The 20,503-nt window shown below is 62.0% G+C and carries 14 protein-coding genes; 5 read left to right on the top strand and 9 right to left on the bottom strand.

Features of this window, described 5'->3' with window-relative positions; all coding sequences use genetic code 11:
• Positions 1 to 4: 4 nt before the first annotated feature.
• A complete protein-coding gene (locus ACYAS9_RS29230; RefSeq protein ID WP_463571988.1) occupies positions 5 to 2,851 on the bottom strand; it encodes a TonB-dependent receptor plug domain-containing protein in 2,847 nt (948 codons plus the stop codon).
• Between the two features lie 178 nt (positions 2,852 to 3,029).
• On the opposite strand from ACYAS9_RS29230, the gene ACYAS9_RS29225 reads away from it, so the two are divergent.
• The gene (locus ACYAS9_RS29225) at positions 3,030 to 4,475 is read left to right on the top strand and encodes an MFS transporter (RefSeq protein WP_463571987.1); all 1,446 of its coding nucleotides are present in this window, start codon (positions 3,030 to 3,032) and stop codon (positions 4,473 to 4,475) included.
• Here the strand turns inward: ACYAS9_RS29225 and ACYAS9_RS29220 are convergent.
• Positions 4,472 to 7,234 (bottom strand): UvrD-helicase domain-containing protein, encoded by a 2,763-nt coding sequence (locus ACYAS9_RS29220; protein WP_463571986.1) that lies wholly within the window; start codon positions 7,232 to 7,234, stop codon positions 4,472 to 4,474. The two genes, ACYAS9_RS29225 and ACYAS9_RS29220, sit on opposite strands and share 4 nt — an antisense overlap.
• Positions 7,235 to 7,490: 256 nt before the next feature.
• Between ACYAS9_RS29220 and mrdA the strand changes: the two genes are divergently transcribed.
• Entirely contained in the window at positions 7,491 to 9,383 is a 1,893-nt protein-coding gene (gene mrdA / locus ACYAS9_RS29215; protein ID WP_463571985.1) for a penicillin-binding protein 2, read from the top strand.
• 45 nt (positions 9,384 to 9,428) lie between these two features.
• Here mrdA and ACYAS9_RS29210 read toward each other — a convergent pair whose 3' ends face one another.
• From ACYAS9_RS29210 to ACYAS9_RS29180, 7 genes are all read right to left on the bottom strand, one after another.
• Entirely contained in the window at positions 9,429 to 9,875 is a 447-nt protein-coding gene (locus ACYAS9_RS29210; RefSeq protein ID WP_463571984.1) for a DUF411 domain-containing protein, read from the bottom strand.
• Complete coding sequence (locus ACYAS9_RS29205; protein ID WP_463571983.1) at positions 9,853 to 11,301, bottom strand: heavy metal sensor histidine kinase; 1,449 nt, start codon at positions 11,299 to 11,301, stop codon at positions 9,853 to 9,855. The genes ACYAS9_RS29210 and ACYAS9_RS29205 overlap by 23 nt, the downstream gene beginning before the upstream one ends.
• Positions 11,298 to 11,972: a heavy metal response regulator transcription factor gene (locus ACYAS9_RS29200; RefSeq protein ID WP_463571982.1), complete on the bottom strand. Its 675-nt coding sequence runs from the start codon at positions 11,970 to 11,972 to the stop codon at positions 11,298 to 11,300. The genes ACYAS9_RS29205 and ACYAS9_RS29200 overlap by 4 nt, the downstream gene beginning before the upstream one ends.
• A 183-nt stretch (positions 11,973 to 12,155) precedes the next feature.
• The gene (locus ACYAS9_RS29195) at positions 12,156 to 13,433 is read right to left on the bottom strand and encodes an OprD family porin (RefSeq protein WP_463571981.1); all 1,278 of its coding nucleotides are present in this window, start codon (positions 13,431 to 13,433) and stop codon (positions 12,156 to 12,158) included.
• A 36-nt stretch (positions 13,434 to 13,469) separates the two neighbouring features.
• Positions 13,470 to 14,804 (bottom strand): MFS transporter, encoded by a 1,335-nt coding sequence (locus ACYAS9_RS29190; RefSeq protein WP_463571980.1) that lies wholly within the window; start codon positions 14,802 to 14,804, stop codon positions 13,470 to 13,472.
• Positions 14,805 to 14,861: 57 nt separating this feature from the next.
• Positions 14,862 to 15,935, bottom strand: coding sequence for a Rieske 2Fe-2S domain-containing protein (locus ACYAS9_RS29185; RefSeq protein ID WP_463571979.1), 1,074 nt, complete (start codon positions 15,933 to 15,935; stop codon positions 14,862 to 14,864).
• 48 nt (positions 15,936 to 15,983) lie between these two features.
• Positions 15,984 to 16,937, bottom strand: coding sequence for a PDR/VanB family oxidoreductase (locus ACYAS9_RS29180; protein ID WP_463571978.1), 954 nt, complete (start codon positions 16,935 to 16,937; stop codon positions 15,984 to 15,986).
• A gap of 281 nt (positions 16,938 to 17,218) precedes the next feature.
• On the opposite strand from ACYAS9_RS29180, the gene ACYAS9_RS29175 reads away from it, so the two are divergent.
• The 3 genes from ACYAS9_RS29175 to ACYAS9_RS29165 all read left to right on the top strand — a co-directional run bounded on the left by ACYAS9_RS29175 (position 17,219) and on the right by ACYAS9_RS29165 (position 20,493).
• Positions 17,219 to 17,704 carry a MarR family winged helix-turn-helix transcriptional regulator gene (locus ACYAS9_RS29175; protein ID WP_463571977.1) on the top strand — a complete coding sequence of 162 codons (486 nt, stop codon included), beginning with the start codon at positions 17,219 to 17,221 and terminating at the stop codon, positions 17,702 to 17,704.
• A 166-nt stretch (positions 17,705 to 17,870) separates the two neighbouring features.
• Positions 17,871 to 19,088, top strand: a complete 1,218-nt coding sequence (locus ACYAS9_RS29170; RefSeq protein ID WP_463572191.1) for a TolC family protein — start codon at positions 17,871 to 17,873, stop codon at positions 19,086 to 19,088.
• A gap of 67 nt (positions 19,089 to 19,155) precedes the next feature.
• Complete coding sequence (locus ACYAS9_RS29165; RefSeq protein ID WP_463571976.1) at positions 19,156 to 20,493, top strand: efflux RND transporter periplasmic adaptor subunit; 1,338 nt, start codon at positions 19,156 to 19,158, stop codon at positions 20,491 to 20,493.
• Positions 20,494 to 20,503 lie beyond the last annotated feature (10 nt).

The following is a 20,503-nucleotide window of genomic DNA, read 5'->3' as shown; positions in this document are numbered from 1 at the left end:
GCAATCAGAAGCGGTAGCCGACCTCTAGCCAATACTGGCGGCCGACTTCATAGGTGGTCTTGGCGGTGGAACCGCTGCTGACAATCGGGTTGACTTTGTCGGTCACGTTGGTGATGTCGACGGCCATGAACACGGCCTGGTCCTTGCCGGTGGGCAGTTCCCAGTCGACGCGCATGTCCCAGGTGGGCGCCGCTTTTACCCGCGCGGTTTCGTAGAGGCTGTAGGCCTGGCCATCGACGGTGACTTCGTCGCCGGTGTCGATGATCTGGTCGTACGCGCCGCGATAACGCAGGAAGTTGCTGACGGTCAGGTGCAAATCCGGAATTTCGGTGATGGCGGTCAGGCGCGCGGTCCACGGCCGGTTGAAGTTATTGGCCGGCAGGTCGATGTAGTCGATCAGGCTGCCGTCGTACATGACCTTTTCATTGGTCAGCAACTCGGAGTTGATGGCGTCATCGTAGTTGCCATAGGCGTCGCGGGTGCGCGACCAGTTCAGGGCCAGTTGCAGGCTGGTCTTGCTGCCCTGGAACTCGAACTCCTGGAGCGGGGTGATGTTCAGGGTCACGTTGTCGCTCTTGCTCGACCCCTCGTTGGTATAAGTGAAGTACTCGGTGGCGTAGTTACTGTCGCTGGCCAGGCTTTGTACCCTGGCCGAGGCCCGGTTGATCTTGTCCTGGCCGTTGCGGTAGACGTACTTGAGGCTGAAGTTAGTGTCCAGCCAGCGCTGTTCCAGGCCCAGGGTCAGTTCGTCGTCGTAAGGAATGTCCAGGGTCGAGAACTTGCTCAGGCTGCGCTGGTTGGTGCCGGTCCAGGCGCCGGTCTGGCTGTTGCGGGTGTAGCTGGTCAGCAGCGCATTGCGCCCGTCGGCCAGGCGATATTTGTACAGGTTGCGGCCGTAATAGCGGTTGGCGCCAAACACCACCACGCTGCTGCGGTCACCGAAAATATCGTAGTCACCGGAGAAGCGCGGCGCGACGGTCTTCTTCTCCATGTAGTCGTCGCCTTCAAAGCGCACACCGGGGCGCAGGGTGACCGGGCCGACGGAGAATTTGTCCTGCAGGAACAGCGCGTACTTGTTCTCGGTCAGCTCGACCTTGCCGGCGGCGTAGGTGGTGACGCGGTTGGCGTATTGGCGGGTATTGCCATTGAGCAGCCGGCCAATCGAACAGTAAGGATCGTTGTTGGCGCACAGGGTGCCGTTGTCCCGGGTAATGCCGGTGGCGGCGGTTACATCATTGAGCCGCTCCCAGGTCGCAGTCTGGTGCGACAGCTCAAGGCCTGCGGTAAAGGTGTGTTCAAGTCCTGCAAACCGGATCGGCTGCCAGTCGACCTTGGAGGTCCAGGCGGCGCCGCGCTGGCTTTGTTCCAGATCGCCAAAGCTGCCCTCGGTGCTGCGTGCAGTCGTGCTGCTGGGGTTGCCCCAGTTTTTCACGTCCGAGTAATACCAGAAGATGATGTCGTCAGACTCGGCATCGCGGGAACTGGTCAGGTCGGTCAGCGCCAGTTTGTTGGTCCAGGTAAAGCTGTCGTCACTCCATACTGCTTTCAGGCTGCCTTGAGTACCGCCGCCCTCGGTGGTGAAACCGGAGTTGATCCGGTTGCCCACGAAGTAATAGTTCTCTTGCGGTGCATAGGTCAGCGAGGCATCGAGGGTCAGCCGGTCGTTGACGTTCCAGTACGTCTTGACCAGGTAGTTGTCGATACGCCGGGTCTGGTCCTTGCTGCCTTCGCTGGTGGCGCTGCTGTAGCCGTTGTCGTTGGCGTTCAGGCCGATGGTCGAGCGCTTTTGCGAGAAGTTGAGGATGGCGCCGAAGTCCTCGGTAACATGACCCTCAAGAGTGCCGCGCACCGTGGTCTTGTCGAATTCTGGCTGGTACTGCTCGTCGGTGGAGTAGGCAAAATTACTCTCGTCGGCTTCGGTGATGTGGTAACGGGTCCACTCCGAACGGGTCATCGAGGCCGACAGCTTGCCGTGCAGTTCACGGCTCGGCTTGCGCGTGATCGCGTCGATCACGCCACCGTTGAAACCGCCGTATTCGGCCGGCACGTTGCTGTCGTAGACCCGCACTTCTTCAAGCAGATCGGCATCCAGCGCAATGCCGTGGGCACGGCTGGGCGATGAATCGAACTGGCGGATCGCGTTGTAATTGTGTTCGCCGGGGTCCAGGTCGTTATTGATCGAGATGCCATCGATCATGAAGTTGTTCTGGTAGAACTTGGCACCGTTGATGCTCACGTCCGCAGGATCGATCTCGCCAGGGGAGTTAGAGCTTTGCTGGGTGTTGTTGAACTGCACGCTAGGGTGCATGCGCAGCAGGGTGGTGATATCGCCGTTGGCGCCGGGAAACGCCTTGATCGCCTTACGGCCGATCACCGTCTCGCCCTGAAAACCGTTGGTTTCCGGCTCGCCGAGCACCACCGTGCCTTGCAGCTCCAGCGGTGCATCCATCAAGCGCACCTCGCTCAGGTGAAACACCAGCGCGCCTTGCTCAAAACGCCAGCCGATACCGCTGCCGCGCAGCAGTTTCTGCAAGGCCTGCTCGGTGCTCATCTCGCCGACAATCGCTTGCGAATAACGCTTGCCCAGCAACGCCGGGTCGACGGTGACCTGCACGCCGCTCTGTTGGCCGAAGCTGATCAAGGCGCTGGCCAGTTCCTGCACGGAAATATCGAAACTGTGCCGCGCTTGCAGGATCGGCTCACGTGCGCCAACCACCTCGTCGGCCCACGCCGCCTGAGTGCTCATCGCCAGGCACAGGCCCAGAGCGCCCAGATGGCGTGCGCTGCGTATCGCAATTGCCAGGCGCTGTGCTGGCTGAGCTACACCTTTGAAAACTTCCTGCGCTGTCATCCCATGTCCCCACACGCGGCAAGTACCCGCAAATTTTGAATGAGAATTGATCTCAGTGTTGGTCTGGGCAAAGGACGGGACAGCGGAAAAAATTTTCAGAAAAAAGATTAAAAAGTTTTTCAAGGGTCATACAAGAGGCCGATTTTGCACGGTTCGCCACCCACAAAGGAATGTTGCAATGAGCCCTCATCCGAATCAGACGCGCATCATCGAAAGTGACTTGCCGGCACGCCTGGACCGTTTACCCTGGAGCCGTTTTCACACGCTGCTGGTATTTGCCCTCGGCATCACCTGGCTGCTCGACGGCCTTGAAGTGACCCTGGCGGGCTCTGTGTCCGGGGCGCTCAAGGACAGCCCGGTGCTGCAAATGACCAACGCCGACATCGGCCTGGCCGGGGCTGCTTACATCGCCGGTGCGGTGCTGGGTGCGCTGTTGTTCGGCTGGCTGACGGACCGTCTGGGCCGGCGCAAACTGTTTTTCATCACCTTGTTCGTGTACATCGCCGCGACCGCTGCCACGGCGTTTTCATGGAATCTGTGGAGCTTTCTGCTGTTTCGCTTTTTGACCGGCGCCGGCATCGGCGGCGAATACACGGCGATCAACTCGACCATCCAGGAATTCACCCCGGCGCGCTTTCGCGGCTGGGTCGACCTGACCATCAACGGCACATTCTGGGTCGGCGCCGCATTAGGGGCGGTGGGCTCGATCGTGCTGCTGGACCCGGACTTCGTCGGCAGCGAAACCGGCTGGCGCCTGTGTTTCGGCATTGGCGCGGTGCTGGGCCTGGTGATCATGCTGATGCGCCTGTGGATCCCGGAAAGCCCACGCTGGCTGATGATCCATAACCAGCCCGATGAAGCGCGGCGCATCGTCGAAGGCATCGAGCGCCATTACCATGAACGCGGCATTGCCCTGCCACCGGTCGACGGCCCGCCGCTGCGCCTGCACGCCCGCGACCATACGCCGCTGCGCGAGGTGTTCAACAGCCTGTTTGTCGTCCACCGCATTCGCGCGGTGGTCGGCATGAGCCTGCTCACCGCGCAGGCGTTTTTCTACAACGCGATCTTCTTCACCTATGCGCTGGTGCTGACCGATTTCTACGGCGTGCCGTCGGCGCATATCGGCTGGTATGTGTTGCCGTTTGCTTTGGGCAATTTCTGCGGCCCGTTGCTGCTGGGGCGCTTGTTCGATGTGGTCGGGCGCAAGGTGATGATCAGCGCAACGTACTTCATCTCCGGCGTTCTGCTGGCGATCAGCGGCTATCTGTTCGCCCAGGGCCTGCTTGACGTGATCGAGCAAACCATCGCGTGGATGGTGATTTTCTTCTTTGCCTCGGCGGCGGCCAGTTCCGCTTACCTGACCGTGGCCGAGACGTTTCCTCTGGAAATCCGCGCCCTGGCGATTGCCGTGTTCTACGCCTTCGGCACCGGTCTGGGCGGCATTGTCGGCCCGACGCTGTTTGGCCAGTTGATCGAAAGCGGCGAGCGTTTCAACGTGTTCATCGGCTACCTGATCGGCGCGGCCCTGATGATCATGGCTGCCCTGGTGCAGGCCGTGTGGGGCGTGGCGGCCGAGCGCAAATCGCTGGAGGAAGTGGCCCGGCCGTTGTCGCAAGCCGATTAATGCGCTGCAACGGCTTGCGATCTGGCCGCGCTTTTCGCCGGCTTGTATTCACACGCCGGGTAATTGGAGCAGGCCTTGAAGTCGCCGTAACGGCCGCTGCGCGTCACGATAGCGCCCTGATTGCACCTTGGGCAGCGCAGTTCAGTGATCGCTTGCCCCTGCAGATCGGTCAGCACCACGGCCTTGTCCTCGATCAACTCGTTGACGAACGAAGAGCGCATGCCTTGTACCGTAAACAGCGCCACGCCGCGCCGGGCGCGGGTCAGGGCGACATAGAACAGCCGCCGCTCTTCGCCCAGCGCAATGTCGTCGCTGCCCGGCATGGCCAGGCTCAATACCGGGTCTTCGGTGCGCGTGTTGGGAAAACTCAGGCGCCGTGCCGAGCTGATCATTGCCGGCAGAATCACGTAATCGGCCTCGCTGCCCTTGGCGCGGTGAATGGTCAGGAACGACAGTTCGATGCAGGCGCCGTAGCGGGCGTGCCAGTCGTCCGGCAGATACACGCGGTCAGCGTTGTAGCGGCCCAGGATAAATACCGAAACCTTGCCGTTGGCGCCCGCAGGCACCCAGCCGCCGGCCACTTGCTGGTGAAGCTGCTGCAAGAGTTCGTCGATGGCACTGGCCAGTTCTTCACGGCGTTTGACCTGCAAGGCCTGAAGCACCGGGCCTTGCGCGGGTGTGTCGGAATAAACCTGCTTGTCGATCTGCGCAGGGTTTTTGCTGACAAAACCGCTGGAAATATCACACAGCGCCTGCGGGCAACGAAAGGTGCGCTCCAGCTTCAGCACCTGGCCGTGCCCGAACCACTCGGCAAAACCGGTCATCACCGAGACATCGGCACCGGCAAAGCGGTTGATCGACTGCCAGTCGTCACCCACAGCAAACAGATGCCGGCCAGGCTGTTGAACCAACGCGCGGCACAGGCGCGCGCGGGCCCTTGAGGCATCCTGAAACTCGTCCGCCAGTACCAGCTCGAAGCCGCAATCGTGGCGGCCCTGTTCCAGGTGTTGTGCGGCCAGGTTGAGCATGTCTTCGAAATCGATGCTGTCCTCGGCAGCCAGCGCCTGATCCCAGGCCTGCATGATCGGCGCGACCAATTGCAGGAACATCCTGTAGCGCAGCTTGAAGGCACCGCCCGGCAAGTCCTCCAGCCGTTGCGTCAACGCATCCGGGGTCAGGCTGTTGCTTTTCGTGTGACTGATGAACGTGCGCACCAGGCCGATCAACTCGACGCTTTGCATCGGCTTTTGCCCGTGTTCAGGGGTAGGGCGCTCCGCATCCGGGCGCAACACAATGCCGCGTTCGGTCAGCGCCCCGGCCAGAGACGTCATCCAGTCCTGATTACGCAATTGCCAGGATGTCGTCTCGATCAGGTCGGTTTCGCGCTCCTGATGCAACTGCCGTTTCCAGATCACCCCGTCCAGATACCCCTCGAAATGCGCCGGCGGCTGGCCGTTGGCGTCCAGCGCCAGGTGTTCGTGATACAGCCCGATGGCCGGGTAGTAAAAGTCAGGCTTGTATTGGCGGTGATCCGGGGTCGCGGTATCGAATTGATAAGGTTGCTCGTAGGCATAATCGACGCCGTTATAGAACAGCCAGTTGGCAATCATGCACTCTTCCTGGCTGCGCACCCGTTCGCCGTTTTGTGTGGTGATCAGGCCGTTGCCCTGTGCATCCCAGGTGTCGACGTCGGCCAGGTGCCGGCCGAATACCAGGCGAAACATGTCCCACTTGATGCGGAACAGTATCGAACGCGCCTTGAGTTGCTCGATCAGTTCGGTCAACTTGCGCAAGCCGCTCTGGGTGTCCACCGCCCAGGTCGGAATATCGGGTTTGCGTCCGGTCGCCTGGCCAATGATATGCAAGCCCAATGCATGAAACGTCGAGGCTTCGACCTGGACATTGCTCATTCCCAGCCGCTGGAATGACAACGCCGCTCGCGCTTTCAATTCATCGGCGGCCTGTTTGTTAAAGGCCAGCAAGACAATCTGTTGGGGTTTCATAAGGCGGCGATGAAGGGCGTACGCGGCCTTGGCGACCATGGTCGAGGTCTTGCCGGAACCTGCAGATGCAACCACCTGAACGCGGTTATCGAAACAGATCACCGCGCGCGCTTGTTCTTCGGTCAGCGGCTTTTTCTCGACGCGATCGAACAGCGCCTTGCAGGCAATCAGTTCCTGGCGCGTATGTGCTTCGTTGACCGCCTGCCAGGTGGCTGGCCAGTCGGCTTTCCAGGCCTTCAGGTCTTGCGCGACTGCCTCGACACCGCCGTGCGCAGCCCAATGCGCCTGTACGTGCTGATCCTTGAATAACGCCCACAAGGCCTTGTCCTGCAAGGACAGTTCGGGACGCGCTGCAAGCAACGCTTGCTGCTGTTCATGGGTAATCCAGCGATGTTCTCGTGCGGCATGCGCAAGCCCTTCGGCAATGGCGGTCAACCATTGACGGACAAGCGCGTACAGCGCATTGAAGGCCGCTACTTTCTTGCGTTGTCTCTGCTTGAGGACGATATCGCCAATGGCTTTTTGCAAAGACGCGGCCATGGCATTGGGCAGCCCGCCGAGGGTCATGCCGGCCAGCGTTACATCACTCCATAACAGGCCTTTATTGATAAACGGCGGCGCGCTTTCATCAATGGCAATCGTGTGGGTTTTATCGTGCGAGGTTAATTCGAGCGTTTCGTCGATCAGGCGCAATTGCCATTGCGCAGAGCGAGTCAGGCGCCGGCCCCAAAGAGTTGGGGACCATTGATGCGTCATCCGTGATTCTGCCTTGGGAATGGGTATGAAGAAGTGTTTATTGCGAGGAGGGCAGAGCGGAAACGGCCTGAATCAAAGAATGGCCTTTTGGCTTGCATCAAAGCGCGCGGATACTAACCAATAATGGCACTTTGATAAAGAGTGGGAAGTTGCACAGCGCCGCAGAAGAACCCGTCTTGCGTTAAGATAGCGCCTCGCTGGTTTCTAATGACAACCCGGGCCCCGTTTTGCTGACGCGGGCAACGCTGGAATTTCGATGCGCAACCCGATCAAACTCAAGGATTATCTGCAGGAGTCGATCCTGGTTAATCGACGCATTATCGCCTGCGGGCTATTGGTCGCTTTACTGAGTATGGCCCTGGTCGCGAGGATGTACTTTCTTCAGGTGACCGACTATGCGAACAATGCCACCGTTTCCGAGAACAATCGCATCCATGTCCTGCCCATTCCTCCGGAGCGAGGGCTGATTCTCGACCGTAACGGCAAGGTGCTCGCCGAGAACCTGCCCAGCTTCAACCTGACCCTGACCCGCGAGCTTGCTGTCGATTCTCAGGCCGTGCTGGATCAGGTCTCCGGGATTCTGAACCTGACCACCGAGCAGCGCCTGCAATTGAGCAAGGCCCTGAAGAAAAGCCGCCATCCCTTCGAGCCGGTCACTGTTCTGCACAACCTGACCGAGGAGCAGATCGCCTTTATCGAAGTCAATCGCTTCAAGCTGCCCGGTATCGATGTCGATGCCGAATTCGTCCGGCATTACCCCTACGGCGAGCACTTCGCCCACTCGGTCGGGTTTGTCGGCCGTATCAACGAGCGCGAGGCCGGCCGTCTCGACAGCACCGAATACCGGGGCACCGATTACATCGGCAAGACCGGTATCGAGCATTTCTACGAGCAACAGCTACACGGGCACGTGGGTTATGAGGAAGTGGAAACCAATGCCCAGGGCCGTGTCATACGGGTGCTGAAAAGCGTTGCGCCGAAGGCCGGCGAAAATGTGGTACTGGGTCTGGATGTCGACCTGCAAATGGCTGCCGAGAAGGCCCTGGGTGATCGTCGCGGCTCGGTGGTCGCACTGGAACCGAACACCGGGCAGGTGCTGGCGATGGTCAGCAACCCAAGCTTCGACCCGAACCTGTTCGTGAAAGGCATCGGTATCGCGCAATACACGCAATTGCGTGACTCCATCGACCGGCCGTTATTCAACCGGGCGTTGCGCGGGCTTTATTCGCCCGGTTCCACCATCAAGCCGGCGGTGGCCATTGCGGGGCTGGATACCGGCACCATCACCCCCGCGACACGTGTCTTCGATCCCGGGTATTTCCAGTTACCCAACTACGATCACAAGTACCGCAACTGGAACCACTCAGGCGATGGTTGGGTCGACCTCGATGCGGCCATCAAGCGTTCCAACGACACCTATTTCTACGATGTCGCCAACAAGCTCGGTATCGATCGTCTGCACGAGTACCTGACCCGCTTCGGGCTCGGCAGCAAGGTGTCCATCGACATGGACGAAGAGTCCGCCGGCCTCATGCCTTCGCGCGAGTGGAAGCGTGTGACGCGCCGCCAGACCTGGTTCCCCGGCGAAACGGTGATCCTCGGCATCGGACAGGGCTATATGCAGGTGACGCCATTGCAACTGGCCGAAACGACCTCTCTGATCGCCAGCAAGGGCGTGTGGCACCGGCCACACCTGGCACGCTCGGTGGGCGGCGCAGAGGTGATCGACAGTCATCCGATGCCTGACATTCATTTGAAAAATCCCCGTGACTGGGACTCTGTGAACCATGGCATGCAGCTGGTGATGCATGATCCGGGCGGTGGCGCGCGAGCCGCCGGGCAGGGCGCGCAGTACCGCATCGCGGGCAAGAGCGGTACCGCCCAGATCATCGCCATCCGCCAGGGCGAGCGCTACGACCGCCTCAAGACCCAGGAACGGCACCGCGATAACGCCTTCTTCGTAGGCTTCGCCCCAGCGGGTGCTCCGTCCATTGCCGTCTCGGTCACCATTGAGAACGGTGAAGCCGGTGGCCGGGTGGCAGGCCCCGCTGTGCGAGAAATCCTGGATGCCTGGTTGCTGGACAGCAACGGCAAGCTGAAACCTCAGTACGCCACGCCTGCTGGACCGCCCGGTGACAAGCATGCCTGACCATCGGGACAGCGCATTCCGGCATCGGCATGCGCGTGCAAGGGGTCAACGCCCGGGATATTCGCCCACCACCACGCGCGCGCCGGTATTGCTGACCCCGATCACCTGATAGGCATCCTGACGATCGCCATGCTCCATTCCCGGCGAACCGACCGGCATGCCCGGCACGGCAATGCCGATCAGTTCCGGGCGTTTGTTCAGGTCGATGATCTGCTGCACCGGAACATGGCCTTCGACAAACTTGCCGTTGATCACGCCGGTGTGGCACGAACCCATGCCGGCCGGTACGCCGAGGCGCTGTTTGACGGCGGCCATGTCGGTTTCTACATGATCGTTGACGGTAAAGCCGTTGTGCTCCAGGTAGCTGATCCATTGAGTGCAACAGCCGCAACTAGCGTCGCGGTGCACGTCGATGACCGGGGCGGCCAGGGCCTGGGTGAACCAGCCGGCAGTGACGACCAGACAGATTTTACTGAGGTTCGAGAATCGCATAGGTTTTGCTCGTTCTGTTCAAGGAAGACAGGCGGGCGCCGTCGTGGGGGAAAATCAGGCTGAAGGTGGTCAGGCCATCCGCTTCGCTGTCGACCGTCACCTGACCCTCATGCACGACCATGATCGAGTGCACGATGGCCAGCCCCAGCCCGGTGCCGCCTTCATGCCGGGCGCGGCTGGCGTGTACGCGGTAAAAACGGTCGAACAGACGCGGCAGGTGCTCGGCAGCGATGCCCTCGCCGGTATTGCTCAGCGCCACGATTGCCTGGTCAGCGTGCTGCGTCAGGTTCAGGTCCACGCCGGTGCCCGGCGGCGCATGGCGGATGGCATTGGACAACAGGTTCGAGATCGCCCGCTGGATCATCAACCGGTCGCCGCGGGTGCAGGCCTGGCCGGTCACCTGCAGGGTAATGCCTTTGTCTTCGGCCGACAGCTCGAACAACTCGATGACCTTGTCGGCTTCTTCGCGCAGGTTGACCGGCTCGTTTGCCGGCAGGGTCGACGGCTGGCTGACGCTGGCCAGAAACAGCATCTGCGCGATCATGCGCGACAGGCGTTCAAGCTCTTCGGTGCACGACTCGAGTGTCTGTTTGTACTCCTCGGCCGGACGTTCTCTGGAGAGGGTTACTTGCGCCTTGCCCATCAGGTTGTTCATGGGCGAGCGCAGTTCATGCGCCAGGTCATCGGAGAACTGCGCCAGTTGGCGAATATCGTCGTCCAGGCGTTGCAGCATGATGTTGATGGCGTGGGCCAGCGCCTGCAGCTCATCGGGCAGACCGCTGACCACCATGCGCTGCGACAGGTCGCGCGCCGAGACCTTGCCGGCCACTTTGCGAAACGCCTTGAGCGGACGCAACGCGCGCTGCACCGCCCACCAGGCACCGCCGCCGACCAGCAGCAAGATCAGCGGCACGGCCAGCAACGAAGATTGCACATAGGCCAGTAGCAGCGTCGTATCGTCCTGCCGGTCCAGGCTCAGCATCGCCAGTACCTGTTGGCCATTGCGCAGCGGGATCAGGGTCGAGGTCACCAGCAGCTCATGGCCCTGGGCAGTGTTGATGCGCTCGAATTCCTGTGCCCGGCCATTGAGCTTGAGGGGCGGCAGCGAGGTGCTTTCGTTCTTGCCAATGACCAGCAGGCGCTTGCGCGGCGTGCTTGAGTCGAGCAGGGTCAGGGTGAAATTGTCATGGCCGACGATCTGGTCGCGCAGGTTATGTGAGTTGAGCTCGCCGTCGGTCAACGACCAGGTGCTTTCGGTCAGGCTGTGGCGTATCTGCGTCAGCTTGTCGCTCAGTTCGTTCTCGGCGCGTACATCGAGCTGGCGCGAAATGGTCAGGCACGAAAGGGTGGTCATGCCCAGCACCAGCAGCGCACACAGGGCGCTGACGGTCAGGCCCAGGCGGGTCGACAGGCGCATGGCTTTCATGCACGCATTTCCAGCACGTACCCCACGCCACGCAAGGTGTGAATCAGCTTGTTCTCGAACGGATCGTCGATCTTGGCCCGCAGGCGGCGGATCGAGACTTCAACGACGTTGGTGTCGCAATCGAAGTTCATGTCCCATACCTGGGAAATGATCCGCGTGCGCGACAACACCTCGCCGCTGTGGCGCATCAGCAGGTGCAGCAGGGCAAACTCCTTGGTCGTCAGGTCGATGCGCTGGTTACCGCGAAAGGCCCGGTGCCGGCCATGATCAAGCTCCAGGTCGGCAATGCGCAGCACCTCGGGCGTGCCTGGCTGGTCGCTACGGCGCAGCAGGGTGCGGACCCTGGCCAACAATTCCGGAAACTCGAACGGCTTGACCAGATAATCGTCGGCGCCCATGTCCAGGCCCTTGACCCGCTCTTCAAGCCGGCCGCGCGCGGTGACCATCATCACCCGCGTCGGGCGCGCCTTGCGCAGCGCGGCCAACACCTCCCAACCCTCCATCAGCGGCAGGTTCACATCGAGAATCACCAACTCGTAATCCTGCGTACAGGCCATGTGCAGGCCATCGATGCCGGTGCTGGCGATGTCTACCACATAGCCGCTTTCAGACAGGCCCTGATGCATGTATTCAGCCGTTTTGGGCTCGTCGTCGACAACAAGAATGCGCATTTAACTGTCCGGATCGGCCAAGGGGGGTCAGGCGGGGCGCGATTGTGAAGTCTGGAGTGGCTATAAGGTCAAGCGCCATGTGTGGGCTGTAAAAACGCTGGCCGACGTCGCGCGTGACTTGTCCGGGAAGGCGCGGGAGCGCTGAAAGCCGCGACGAGCAAGGCACTTGCTCGTCTTCAGTGGCTACCAAAGCTTGAAGGTGTAATCCACGTTGATGCGGGTTTCATTGTCGTTACGAAATGTTGCCGCACCGCTCAGGTCGCTGCGATAGAACGCATGCCGCAGCCGAAACGCCAGCCCCTTCGCCGTGCCGGCCTGCACCACATAGGACAGCTCCAGGTCCTTTGACGACTCCGACAGGGAACTGCCGCCCAGATTCGGCAGGTCGATATGGCTGCCGTGCAAGTAACGCAGCATGCCCTTCAAACCGGGCACGCCCATGCCGGCAAAGTCATAGTCGTAGCGCGCCACCCAGGTGCGTTCCCTGGGGTTGACGAAGTCGGCGCTCATCGTGCCATCGCTGAGCACGGTGGGTTCGCCGCCGCCCAGATAGGCCATGGCCGTGTCGCCGCTCAGGCGCATATAGCCCAGGCCGAATGTCTGCGCGCCGAGCTGGTAGCTGAGCATCAGGCCGGCATTCAGGTTGTCGACATTGCCGGCAGCGGCCCGGCCGTTCTCGCGGCTGTCGTAGAGGCGCACGTCGCTTTTCAAACGTCCCGGCCCCAGCGGCACACTGTGCAGCGCGCCGACGAAGTTCTGCGTGTAGATGTCCTGCAAGCGGGCATGGTAATAGCGCAAGGTCAGGCTGTCGGTGGCCCGGTAGTCGCCGCCAACGAAGTCGAACCGGTCTGACAGCGCGCCGGCCCTGAAACGGCCATTGGGCGAGGCCACCGACATTGGTTGCTGATTGGTCGAGTCGCGCAGATTCACCCGGTCCATGCGCCCGGCATGCAGGGTCAGGCGTTCAATGTCTTCGCTGGTCAGGTAGGCGCCGCGAAACGATTGCGGCAACAGCCGCGCCGGGCTGGCGGTGATCACCGGCAGGGCCGGGAACTGGGTGCCGTAGCTGAAGCGGGTCTTGTCGACGCGCACCTTGAAGGTCGCGCCCAGCTCCGAGTATTCGTCATGCGCCTTGCGCGTCTGCGCATCGAACGACAGCAACTGGGTGCCGGTGTGCTCCGGCGAGGAGTCGAGCTTGATGCCAAGCAGGCCGGTCAGGTCCAGGCCGAAACCCACACGGCCTTCGGTAAAGCCCGATTGCGCCTTGAAGATAAAGCCTTGGGCCCATTCGCGGGCGGCCGGATAGGGCGTGTCGCCCTTGAAATCACGGTCCAGGTAGAAGTTGCGCGCGGTCACGCTGGCGGTGGACTCATCAAAAAGACCGGCCACGGCGCTGCACGACGCGCAGGCGGCCGCCATGCCCAGCCCGTACAGGCTGAGCGCTTGAAAGCGAATGTTCATTGCAGGTGCCCTTTTATTGTAATTGTCGGGTTCTGATTACTGGGTGGTGGCCGTACGCAGGGGTTGCAGCGGTGTCGGCTTGAGCAAACCGACGATGATCGCTGCCAGCACGAATGCGACGCCGAACAGCAGGTACAGATCGGCCGGCTGCCAGTGCGCATCGATCAATTGCCCGGCCACCAGCGGCGACAGGATCGCGCCGGCACGACCGATGCCAATGCCCCAGCCGAGTCCGGTCACTCGTTGGCCGGCGGAATAAATGGTCGGGGTCAGGGCATACAAACCGGCGACGCACCCGTTGACGAACACCCCGATCATCAACACCAGGGCAAAGGTCAGGGTCAGGTTGTCGGTGAACTTGACGAAGCCGGCCACCAGCACCGCGTTGATCAGCAGATAGGCCATCAACACCCGCGACAGGCGAAAGCGTGCTGCCAGCAGGCCGACCAGCGCCGAGCCGAAGATGCCGCCCACGTTCAGGAGCACGCCGCCGGTAATGCCTTGCTGGTTCGACAAACCGGTGGACACCAGCAGCCGCGGCGTCCAGCTCATGACGAAGTAGAAACCGAACATCACCAGAAAGAACGCGGCCCAGATCAGCAGGGTCGAGCGCAGCAAGGGCGCCGAGAACAACTGCGAGAAGGTCGCGCGCACGCTCGTGCTGGCGTTTTGTGCAACCGGTGGCATGTGCTCGATAGTCGCCATCTTCACTCGTTGCAACAGGCGATTGACCCGCGCCAGCGCACCCTTTGGTTGCCGCGACAGCAGGAACGCCAGCGATTCGGGCAACCACAGCCACAGCACCGGCAGGGTCGCCAGCGTGACGAGGCCGCCATACAGAAAAACCGAGCGCCAGCCCAGGGCCGGAATCATTTGCGCGGCGATCAGCCCGCCGATGGTCGCGCCCAGTGCGTAGGCGGTGCTTTGCAGCGTGACCGCCAAGCCGCGCCAGCGCTTGTTGGCGTACTCGCCGGCAATCACATAACTGCTGGCCAGAATGCCGCCAATGCCCAGCCCGGTCAGCAGCCGCAAGGCGCCGAGCATCAGCGGCGAGCTGGCCTGTGACGAGGCAAGCATGCCCACTCCGGCAATGCTCACGCAGACCAGAATCAGCGGGCGCCGGCCAAAGCGATCCGCCCACGGCGCAATAAACAGCGAGCCGATGGCCATGCCGACCAGCCCCGCGCTGAGCAGATAACCCAGCCGCGTGCCGGACAGGCCCCAGTCCGCCGACACGGAGGCTGCGGTGAAGGCCATGACCAGCACGTCGAAGCCGTCCAGCATGTTGATCAGGAAACACAGGGCGACCACGCCCCACTGAAACCTGACCATGGGTTTTTCATCCAGTTGTTGCCCGATCGATGCGTACATGGCGATACCTTTTTATTGTTGTATGAGTGGCACATGCAAAACCGTACTGGCAGTCCCTTATGACGACAGGCGCAACTGCTCGATGATTCTTCGCGCGCGGTTGGCGCCGGCATCGACGTGGATGTCGATCATTGGCCGGGTGCCGAAGCGGCACATGTTCTGGTACTGGGCCTCGATGACCTGCTTGTCCTCGTCGAAGGTCAGGATGGTCTGTTCGATGACCTTGGCCTTCACCGCCTCCGCATCGCTTTCAGGGTTGGTCGCCATGGTCCAGAAATAGTGGCTGGTGGCGTCGGTCTCGGGTGTGACGCCATGAAAGCCGCGCATGTGAAAGCCACCACGATTCGGGTCGTCCAGCGAGTCGCTGCCGGCGTCGACCGCGCCGGTCCAGATGCGCAGGTGGCTGACGTGAAACTCGATTTCCTGCCAGCGATCGACCTTGTCCTTGAACGGGTAGGCGGCGGTGTAGGTCGGTGGCGGCACCGAATCCGGCATGTGCCGCACTACGCGCACCACATGGTCGTCGCCTTCGACGTTCATCTGCGCATTCATGTGAATGCTGGCGTTGCCGCCGATGGTGCGCAGGTGCACATAGCCCAGGTGGCTGAGGTCCATGAGGTTGTCGTGAATCAGCTGATACGGCGCGTTGTAGTGATAGACGCTGCCGTCGAACAGGTACTTGCCGCTGCTGTGGACATCGTAGGCCGGCGGCTCGCCCATCGGCTCGGGGTGCGCCGCGCTGCCGAACCAGATCCACACGATCTGGTCCTGCTCGCGGACGTGGTAGGCCGGCACCCGCGCCTTGCTCGGGATCTTGTCCTGGCCCGGAATCTCGATGCACTTGCCACCCTGGTTGAACAGCAGGCCGTGATAGCCGCAGCGCAGGCCGCTGGCTTCCAGGGTGCCGTTGGACAAGGGCAGGGCGCGGTGGCAGCAGCGATCTTCCAGCGCCGCGACCTGGCCGTCGGCGGTGCGAAACAGCACCACCGGTTTATTCAGCAAGGTGCGGCCAAGCGGTTTGTCCTGCAGCTCCCAGGCCAGGGCCGCGACGTACCATTGGTCCAGGGCAAACAACGGCGCGGCGGGTGGCGCGGCGTCATAGGCGAGCGATTCGGCGGTGGATGCGTTCATGGTTGTTCTCCAGGTCACGGTGATTGTTTTTGTGCTTGTGCGTGTCACTCAAAGGTCCAGCACCAACCGCGCCGAGCGCGAGCGTGAGCAGCACGGCAGAAAGCGGTCGTTGGCGGCCTGCTCGGCAGCGGTGAGAAATTGATCGCGGTGGTCCGGAATACCCTGAAGCACCCGCGTCACACAGGTGCCGCAAACGCCTTGCTCGCAGGATGAATCGATCTCGATACCGGCTTCATCGAGCACCTCGAACACCGTGCGCTCTGCGGGAATACGCAGCACCCGGCCGCTGCGGGCCAGCTCGACGTCGAAGGCGCTGTTGGCCGCTTGATCGACCGGGGCGGCGGCGAAGAACTCGCGGTGCACCTGCGCCTCGGGCCAGCCGGCCTCATGCGCCGTGTCGAGAATGTGCTTCATGAAACCGCCCGGCCCGCAGACATAGACATGGCTGCCGGGTGCAGGCGTGGCGAGCAGGGCGGCGGCCTCGAGCTTTTGCGCCGGCACACCGCTGTCGTCGTGCAAGTGGATGCGGCTGGCAAAGGCACTGTGGCTGAGTTGCTCGATAAAGGCGGCGCGTTCGCTGGCCCGATAGCAGTAATGCAGCTCGAAGTCGGCGCCGCGATGGTGCAGTTCATGCGCCATCGCCAGCATCGGCGTAATGCCGATGCCACCGCCAAACAGCAGGTGGCGAGTGCCCGAGTGTTCAAGGGCAAACAGGTTGCGCGGTGTACCGATGCGCAGCGCCTGGCCTTCTTGCAGCGTGTCGTGCAGGGCGTTCGAGCCGCCGCGTGAAGCCGGGTCGCGCAGCACGCCGATGACATAGCGATGCCGCTCGCGCGGGTCGTTGCACAGCGAGTATTGCCGGGTCAGGCCGTCGGCAATGTGTACGTCGATGTGCGCGCCGGCCTCGAACGCGGGCAGCGCCTCGCCGTTCACGGCGCACAGTTCGAAACTGCAAATGCCCTCTGCTTCGATGACTTTGCGAGTGACAGTGACTTCAAGCATGACTTCCCCCTCCACATTGAAGTGGCTGCTGAAAAAAAGCGTTTAGAAAAGCGTCAGGGCTGGATCAGCGTCGGCTGGCCAGAGGTCGCAGGGGAGGTCGGAGCACGGGCGCAGGAGTGAAATCGGAAAGGCTCATGGCAGGCACCTGATAATTATTTTTGTGAGGTTTGGCTACGGCATATCATGCGGGCAATGTCCCGCCCGGATGAGGCAAATCCTCTATCCAATTGGTTGCGGTGTCAACTAATTTTCTTGCGCTACTGACTCAAGGTATTTGCACCATGCCGAAAGATCCGCAACTGAACCTTGCCCGCTATGTCCCGGGCTTGCTGACCTTCCTTGCCAACAAGCTCGCCACCGGCGCGTCGCAGTGCTATCGCAAGCATTTCGGCATTGGCGTGGTGGAGTGGCGGATGCTGTCCATGCTGGCGGTGGAAAGCGACATCACCGCCAACCGTATCTGCCAGGTCGTCGGTCTGGACAAGAGCGCGGCCAGCCGGTCGCTGCAAACGCTGGAAGCGGCAGGGCATGTGCAAAGCCAGGTCGACCCCAGGGATGCGCGGCGCTACACCGTGCGCCTGACCGCCAGCGGCAAGGCGTTGCACGATGAGGTGATCAAGGTCGCGCTGGAACGTGAACGCCGCCTGCTCGGCGACCTGTCGCCTGCGGAGGTCGACACCCTCGTCAACCTGTTGGGGCGCTTGCATACCCAGGTGACTCACGTGAATGAATACGACCCGGCGCCCTCGCACAAGGCGGGCAAATAACGAAATTGTAATGTTCAGGCAATCCTGCCGCTAACGGCCGTTCCCTAAAGTCCCCCGCACTCAATACTCAGCCCGTTTCGGGCGTATCCAGTGATGTGACGGGAGTTCTGTGAACGTGCCAGCCGATCAAAACCTTTTCCTGACCGTTGGCCGCAGCAGGCATTGGGTGCGTGCCGGCATGCTCAGTGTCCTGCTGATGTCTGCCAGTGGCCTGCAAGCTGCCGAGTTAAGCCTGGCGCAGGCCATCGACGCCGCCTTTACGCGCAATCCCGACCTGGCAGCGGTTCGCCAGGACCTGGGCATTGCCGAAGGCGAGCGGCAGCAGGCCGGGCTGATGCCCAACCCCGAACTGTCCTGGGAAGTCGAAGACACCCGCCGTTCCACCCAGACCACGACGGTGATGCTCAGCCAGGCGCTCGAACTGGGTGGCAAGCGTGGCGCGCGCATTGATGTCGCCGAGCGTGGCCAGGATACCGCCCGGCTTGAGCTGGAGCGCCAGACCAATGAACTGCGTGCCACGGTGATTCAGGCGTTTTATGCCGCTGCGCGGGCGCAGACGGCGGTGGAACTGGCCGAGCAATCGCAGCAACTGGCCGAGCGTGGTTTGCGGGTGGCCGACGGCCGTGTCCGCGCAGGCCAGGTCTCGCCCATCGAAGCCACGCGGGCCCAGGTGCAACTGGCCGAAACCGAACTGCAAGTGCGCAAGGCCCGCACCCTGCAAGCCGACAGCCAGCGGCAATTGGCGCGGGTCACCGGCGCTGCCGAGAGTGAACTGCAACGCCTGACCTTCGCCGATCTGGCACCGCAGCCAGCCCCGGCGGCCGCCACCTTGCTCGCCTTGCTCAACCAGGCACCGGCCATGCGCCTGGCCGAAGCGCAGATCCAGCAGCGCGAAGCCTCGCTGGGTTCGGAACGTGCCCAACGCATCCCCAACCTGACCGTCAGCGTCGGCAGCCAGTACAGCCGCGAAGAGCGCGAACGCATCAATGTGGTCGGCCTGTCGATGCCGCTGCCGTTGTTCGACCGCAACCAGGGCAACGTGCTGGCCGCCTCGCGCCGCGCCGACCAGGCCCGTGATCTGCGCAACGCCGTCGAGCTGGACCTGCGTACCCAGACCCGTTCGGCGCTGGACCAATGGAGCAATGCGGCCAATGAAGTCAAGTCGTTCACCCAGGTCATCCTGCCCGCCGCGCAGCAGGCCGTGGACACCGCCACGCGCGGATTCGAGGTTGGCAAGTTCGGTTTTATCTATGTACTGGACGCCCAGCGCACCTTGATCGATGCCCGCAGCCGTTACCTCGAAGCCCTGGCGACAGGCACCGAGGCCCAGGTTGCCATCGAACGCATTTATGGCGATTCCGGCCGCCTACCCCGTCACCGCTGATTACCGAATTCGGCCCAGGGTTCAGCTGCCACACGCGGCTGGCCGGCCATGACTTGCAGGAGCCTTTATGAACAACACTCGCAGCCTTGCCTTCGCCGTGGCGCTGGTCGGCCTTATCGGTCTTGGCAGTCTGACCCTGAGCAACGAGCGCGGTGCGCTGTTGTCCGGGCAAAGCGCGCATGCCGCCGAAAAGCCCCATGACGACGATCACGATCACGATCATCCCGAACCGGCTGCCGAAGCCAAGGCAGCACCCAAGCCTCAGCAAGCTCAAAAAGCGGGGGCTGACAAGGAAGACGCTCACAAGGAAGAGGGACACAAGGAAGAAGGGCATGGCCATGAAGAGGGTGGCCACGAGGAAGAGGGCCATGAGGAAGAAGGCCAGTTGGCGTTGTCTGCCGAGCAGATTCGCAGTGCCGGCATCGAACTGGCGGTCGCCACGGCAAAACCGATGAACAGCGCCGTGAGCTTTCCGGGTGAAATCCGCTTTGACGAAGACCGCACTGCGCACCTGGTGCCCAGGGTGGGCGGCGTGGTGGAGCGGGTGTTGGTCGATCTGGGTCAGCAGGTCAGCAAAGGTCAGGTGCTGGCGGTGATTGCCAGCCCGCAGATCGCCGACCAGCGCAGCGAACTGAGCGCTGCCCAGCGCCGGCTGGAAACCGCGCGCAGCACCCTGCAACGGGAAAAGACCCTGTGGCAGGACAAGATCTCCGCCGAGCAGGATTACCAACTGGCCCGCCAGGCCTTTGAAGAGGCGCAGATCAATGTCGCCAATGCACGGCAGAAACTGGGCGTGATTGGGGCCGGGCTCAATCCGGCGGGCGGCAACCGCTATGAACTGGTGGCGCCGTTCGACGCCATGATCGTCGAAAAACACCTGACCCTGGGCGAAGTGGTCGGCGAGAACAGCAATGCCTTCACCCTGTCCGACCTGTCGCGCGTCTGGGCCACCTTCGGCGTGACCGCCAGGGATCTGGACAAAGTTCGGGTCGGTCGTTCGGTCACCGTCACCGCGCCTGACCTCAATGCTCAGGTCGAAGGCCGCGTGGGCTATGTCGGCAGTCTGCTCGGCGAACAAAGTCGCGCCGCGCCGGTGCGGGTGACCCTGGCCAATCCACAGGGCGCCTGGCGTCCGGGGCTTTTGGTCAGCATCGATGTCACGGTGGCGCAGGACCAGGCGGCAGTGACCTTGCCGGAAGCGGCGATCCAGACCGTTGAAAACAGCCCGGCCGTGTTTGTGCGCAACGCTGAAGGTTTCAAGTTGCAGACGGTGAAAACCGGCCGCCGGGCCAACGGTCATGTGGAAATTCTCGAGGGGCTGCAAGCCGGCACAGAAGTCGCTGCTGCCGGCAGTTTCATTCTCAAGTCCGAGCTGGGCAAAGGCTCGGCCGAGCATTCCCATTGATCCGTTGCCC

The organism is Pseudomonas sp. HP_08 (assembly GCF_055284095.1).
Note: the sequence above shows the minus strand (reverse complement) of the source record. Positions and strands in the feature narration are given on the sequence as shown.

Excerpts from the sequence above, each read along its gene's own strand:
- ACYAS9_RS29195 (WP_463571981.1), bottom strand. The coding sequence starts at position 13,433 with ATGAACATTCGCTTTCAAGCGCTCAGCCTGTACGGGCTGGGCATGGCG.
- ACYAS9_RS29230 (WP_463571988.1), bottom strand. The coding sequence starts at position 2,851 with ATGACAGCGCAGGAAGTTTTCAAAGGTGTAGCTCAGCCAGCACAGCGC.
- ACYAS9_RS29175 (WP_463571977.1), top strand. The coding sequence starts at position 17,219 with ATGCCGAAAGATCCGCAACTGAACCTTGCCCGCTATGTCCCGGGCTTG.
- ACYAS9_RS29200 (WP_463571982.1), bottom strand. The coding sequence starts at position 11,972 with ATGCGCATTCTTGTTGTCGACGACGAGCCCAAAACGGCTGAATACATG.
- ACYAS9_RS29165 (WP_463571976.1), top strand. The coding sequence starts at position 19,156 with ATGAACAACACTCGCAGCCTTGCCTTCGCCGTGGCGCTGGTCGGCCTT.
- ACYAS9_RS29210 (WP_463571984.1), bottom strand. The coding sequence starts at position 9,875 with ATGCGATTCTCGAACCTCAGTAAAATCTGTCTGGTCGTCACTGCCGGC.
- ACYAS9_RS29190 (WP_463571980.1), bottom strand. The coding sequence starts at position 14,804 with ATGTACGCATCGATCGGGCAACAACTGGATGAAAAACCCATGGTCAGG.
- mrdA (WP_463571985.1), top strand. The coding sequence starts at position 7,491 with ATGCGCAACCCGATCAAACTCAAGGATTATCTGCAGGAGTCGATCCTG.
- ACYAS9_RS29185 (WP_463571979.1), bottom strand. The coding sequence starts at position 15,935 with ATGAACGCATCCACCGCCGAATCGCTCGCCTATGACGCCGCGCCACCC.
- ACYAS9_RS29225 (WP_463571987.1), top strand. The coding sequence starts at position 3,030 with ATGAGCCCTCATCCGAATCAGACGCGCATCATCGAAAGTGACTTGCCG.
- ACYAS9_RS29205 (WP_463571983.1), bottom strand. The coding sequence starts at position 11,301 with ATGAAAGCCATGCGCCTGTCGACCCGCCTGGGCCTGACCGTCAGCGCC.
- ACYAS9_RS29180 (WP_463571978.1), bottom strand. The coding sequence starts at position 16,937 with ATGCTTGAAGTCACTGTCACTCGCAAAGTCATCGAAGCAGAGGGCATT.
- ACYAS9_RS29220 (WP_463571986.1), bottom strand. The coding sequence starts at position 7,234 with ATGACGCATCAATGGTCCCCAACTCTTTGGGGCCGGCGCCTGACTCGC.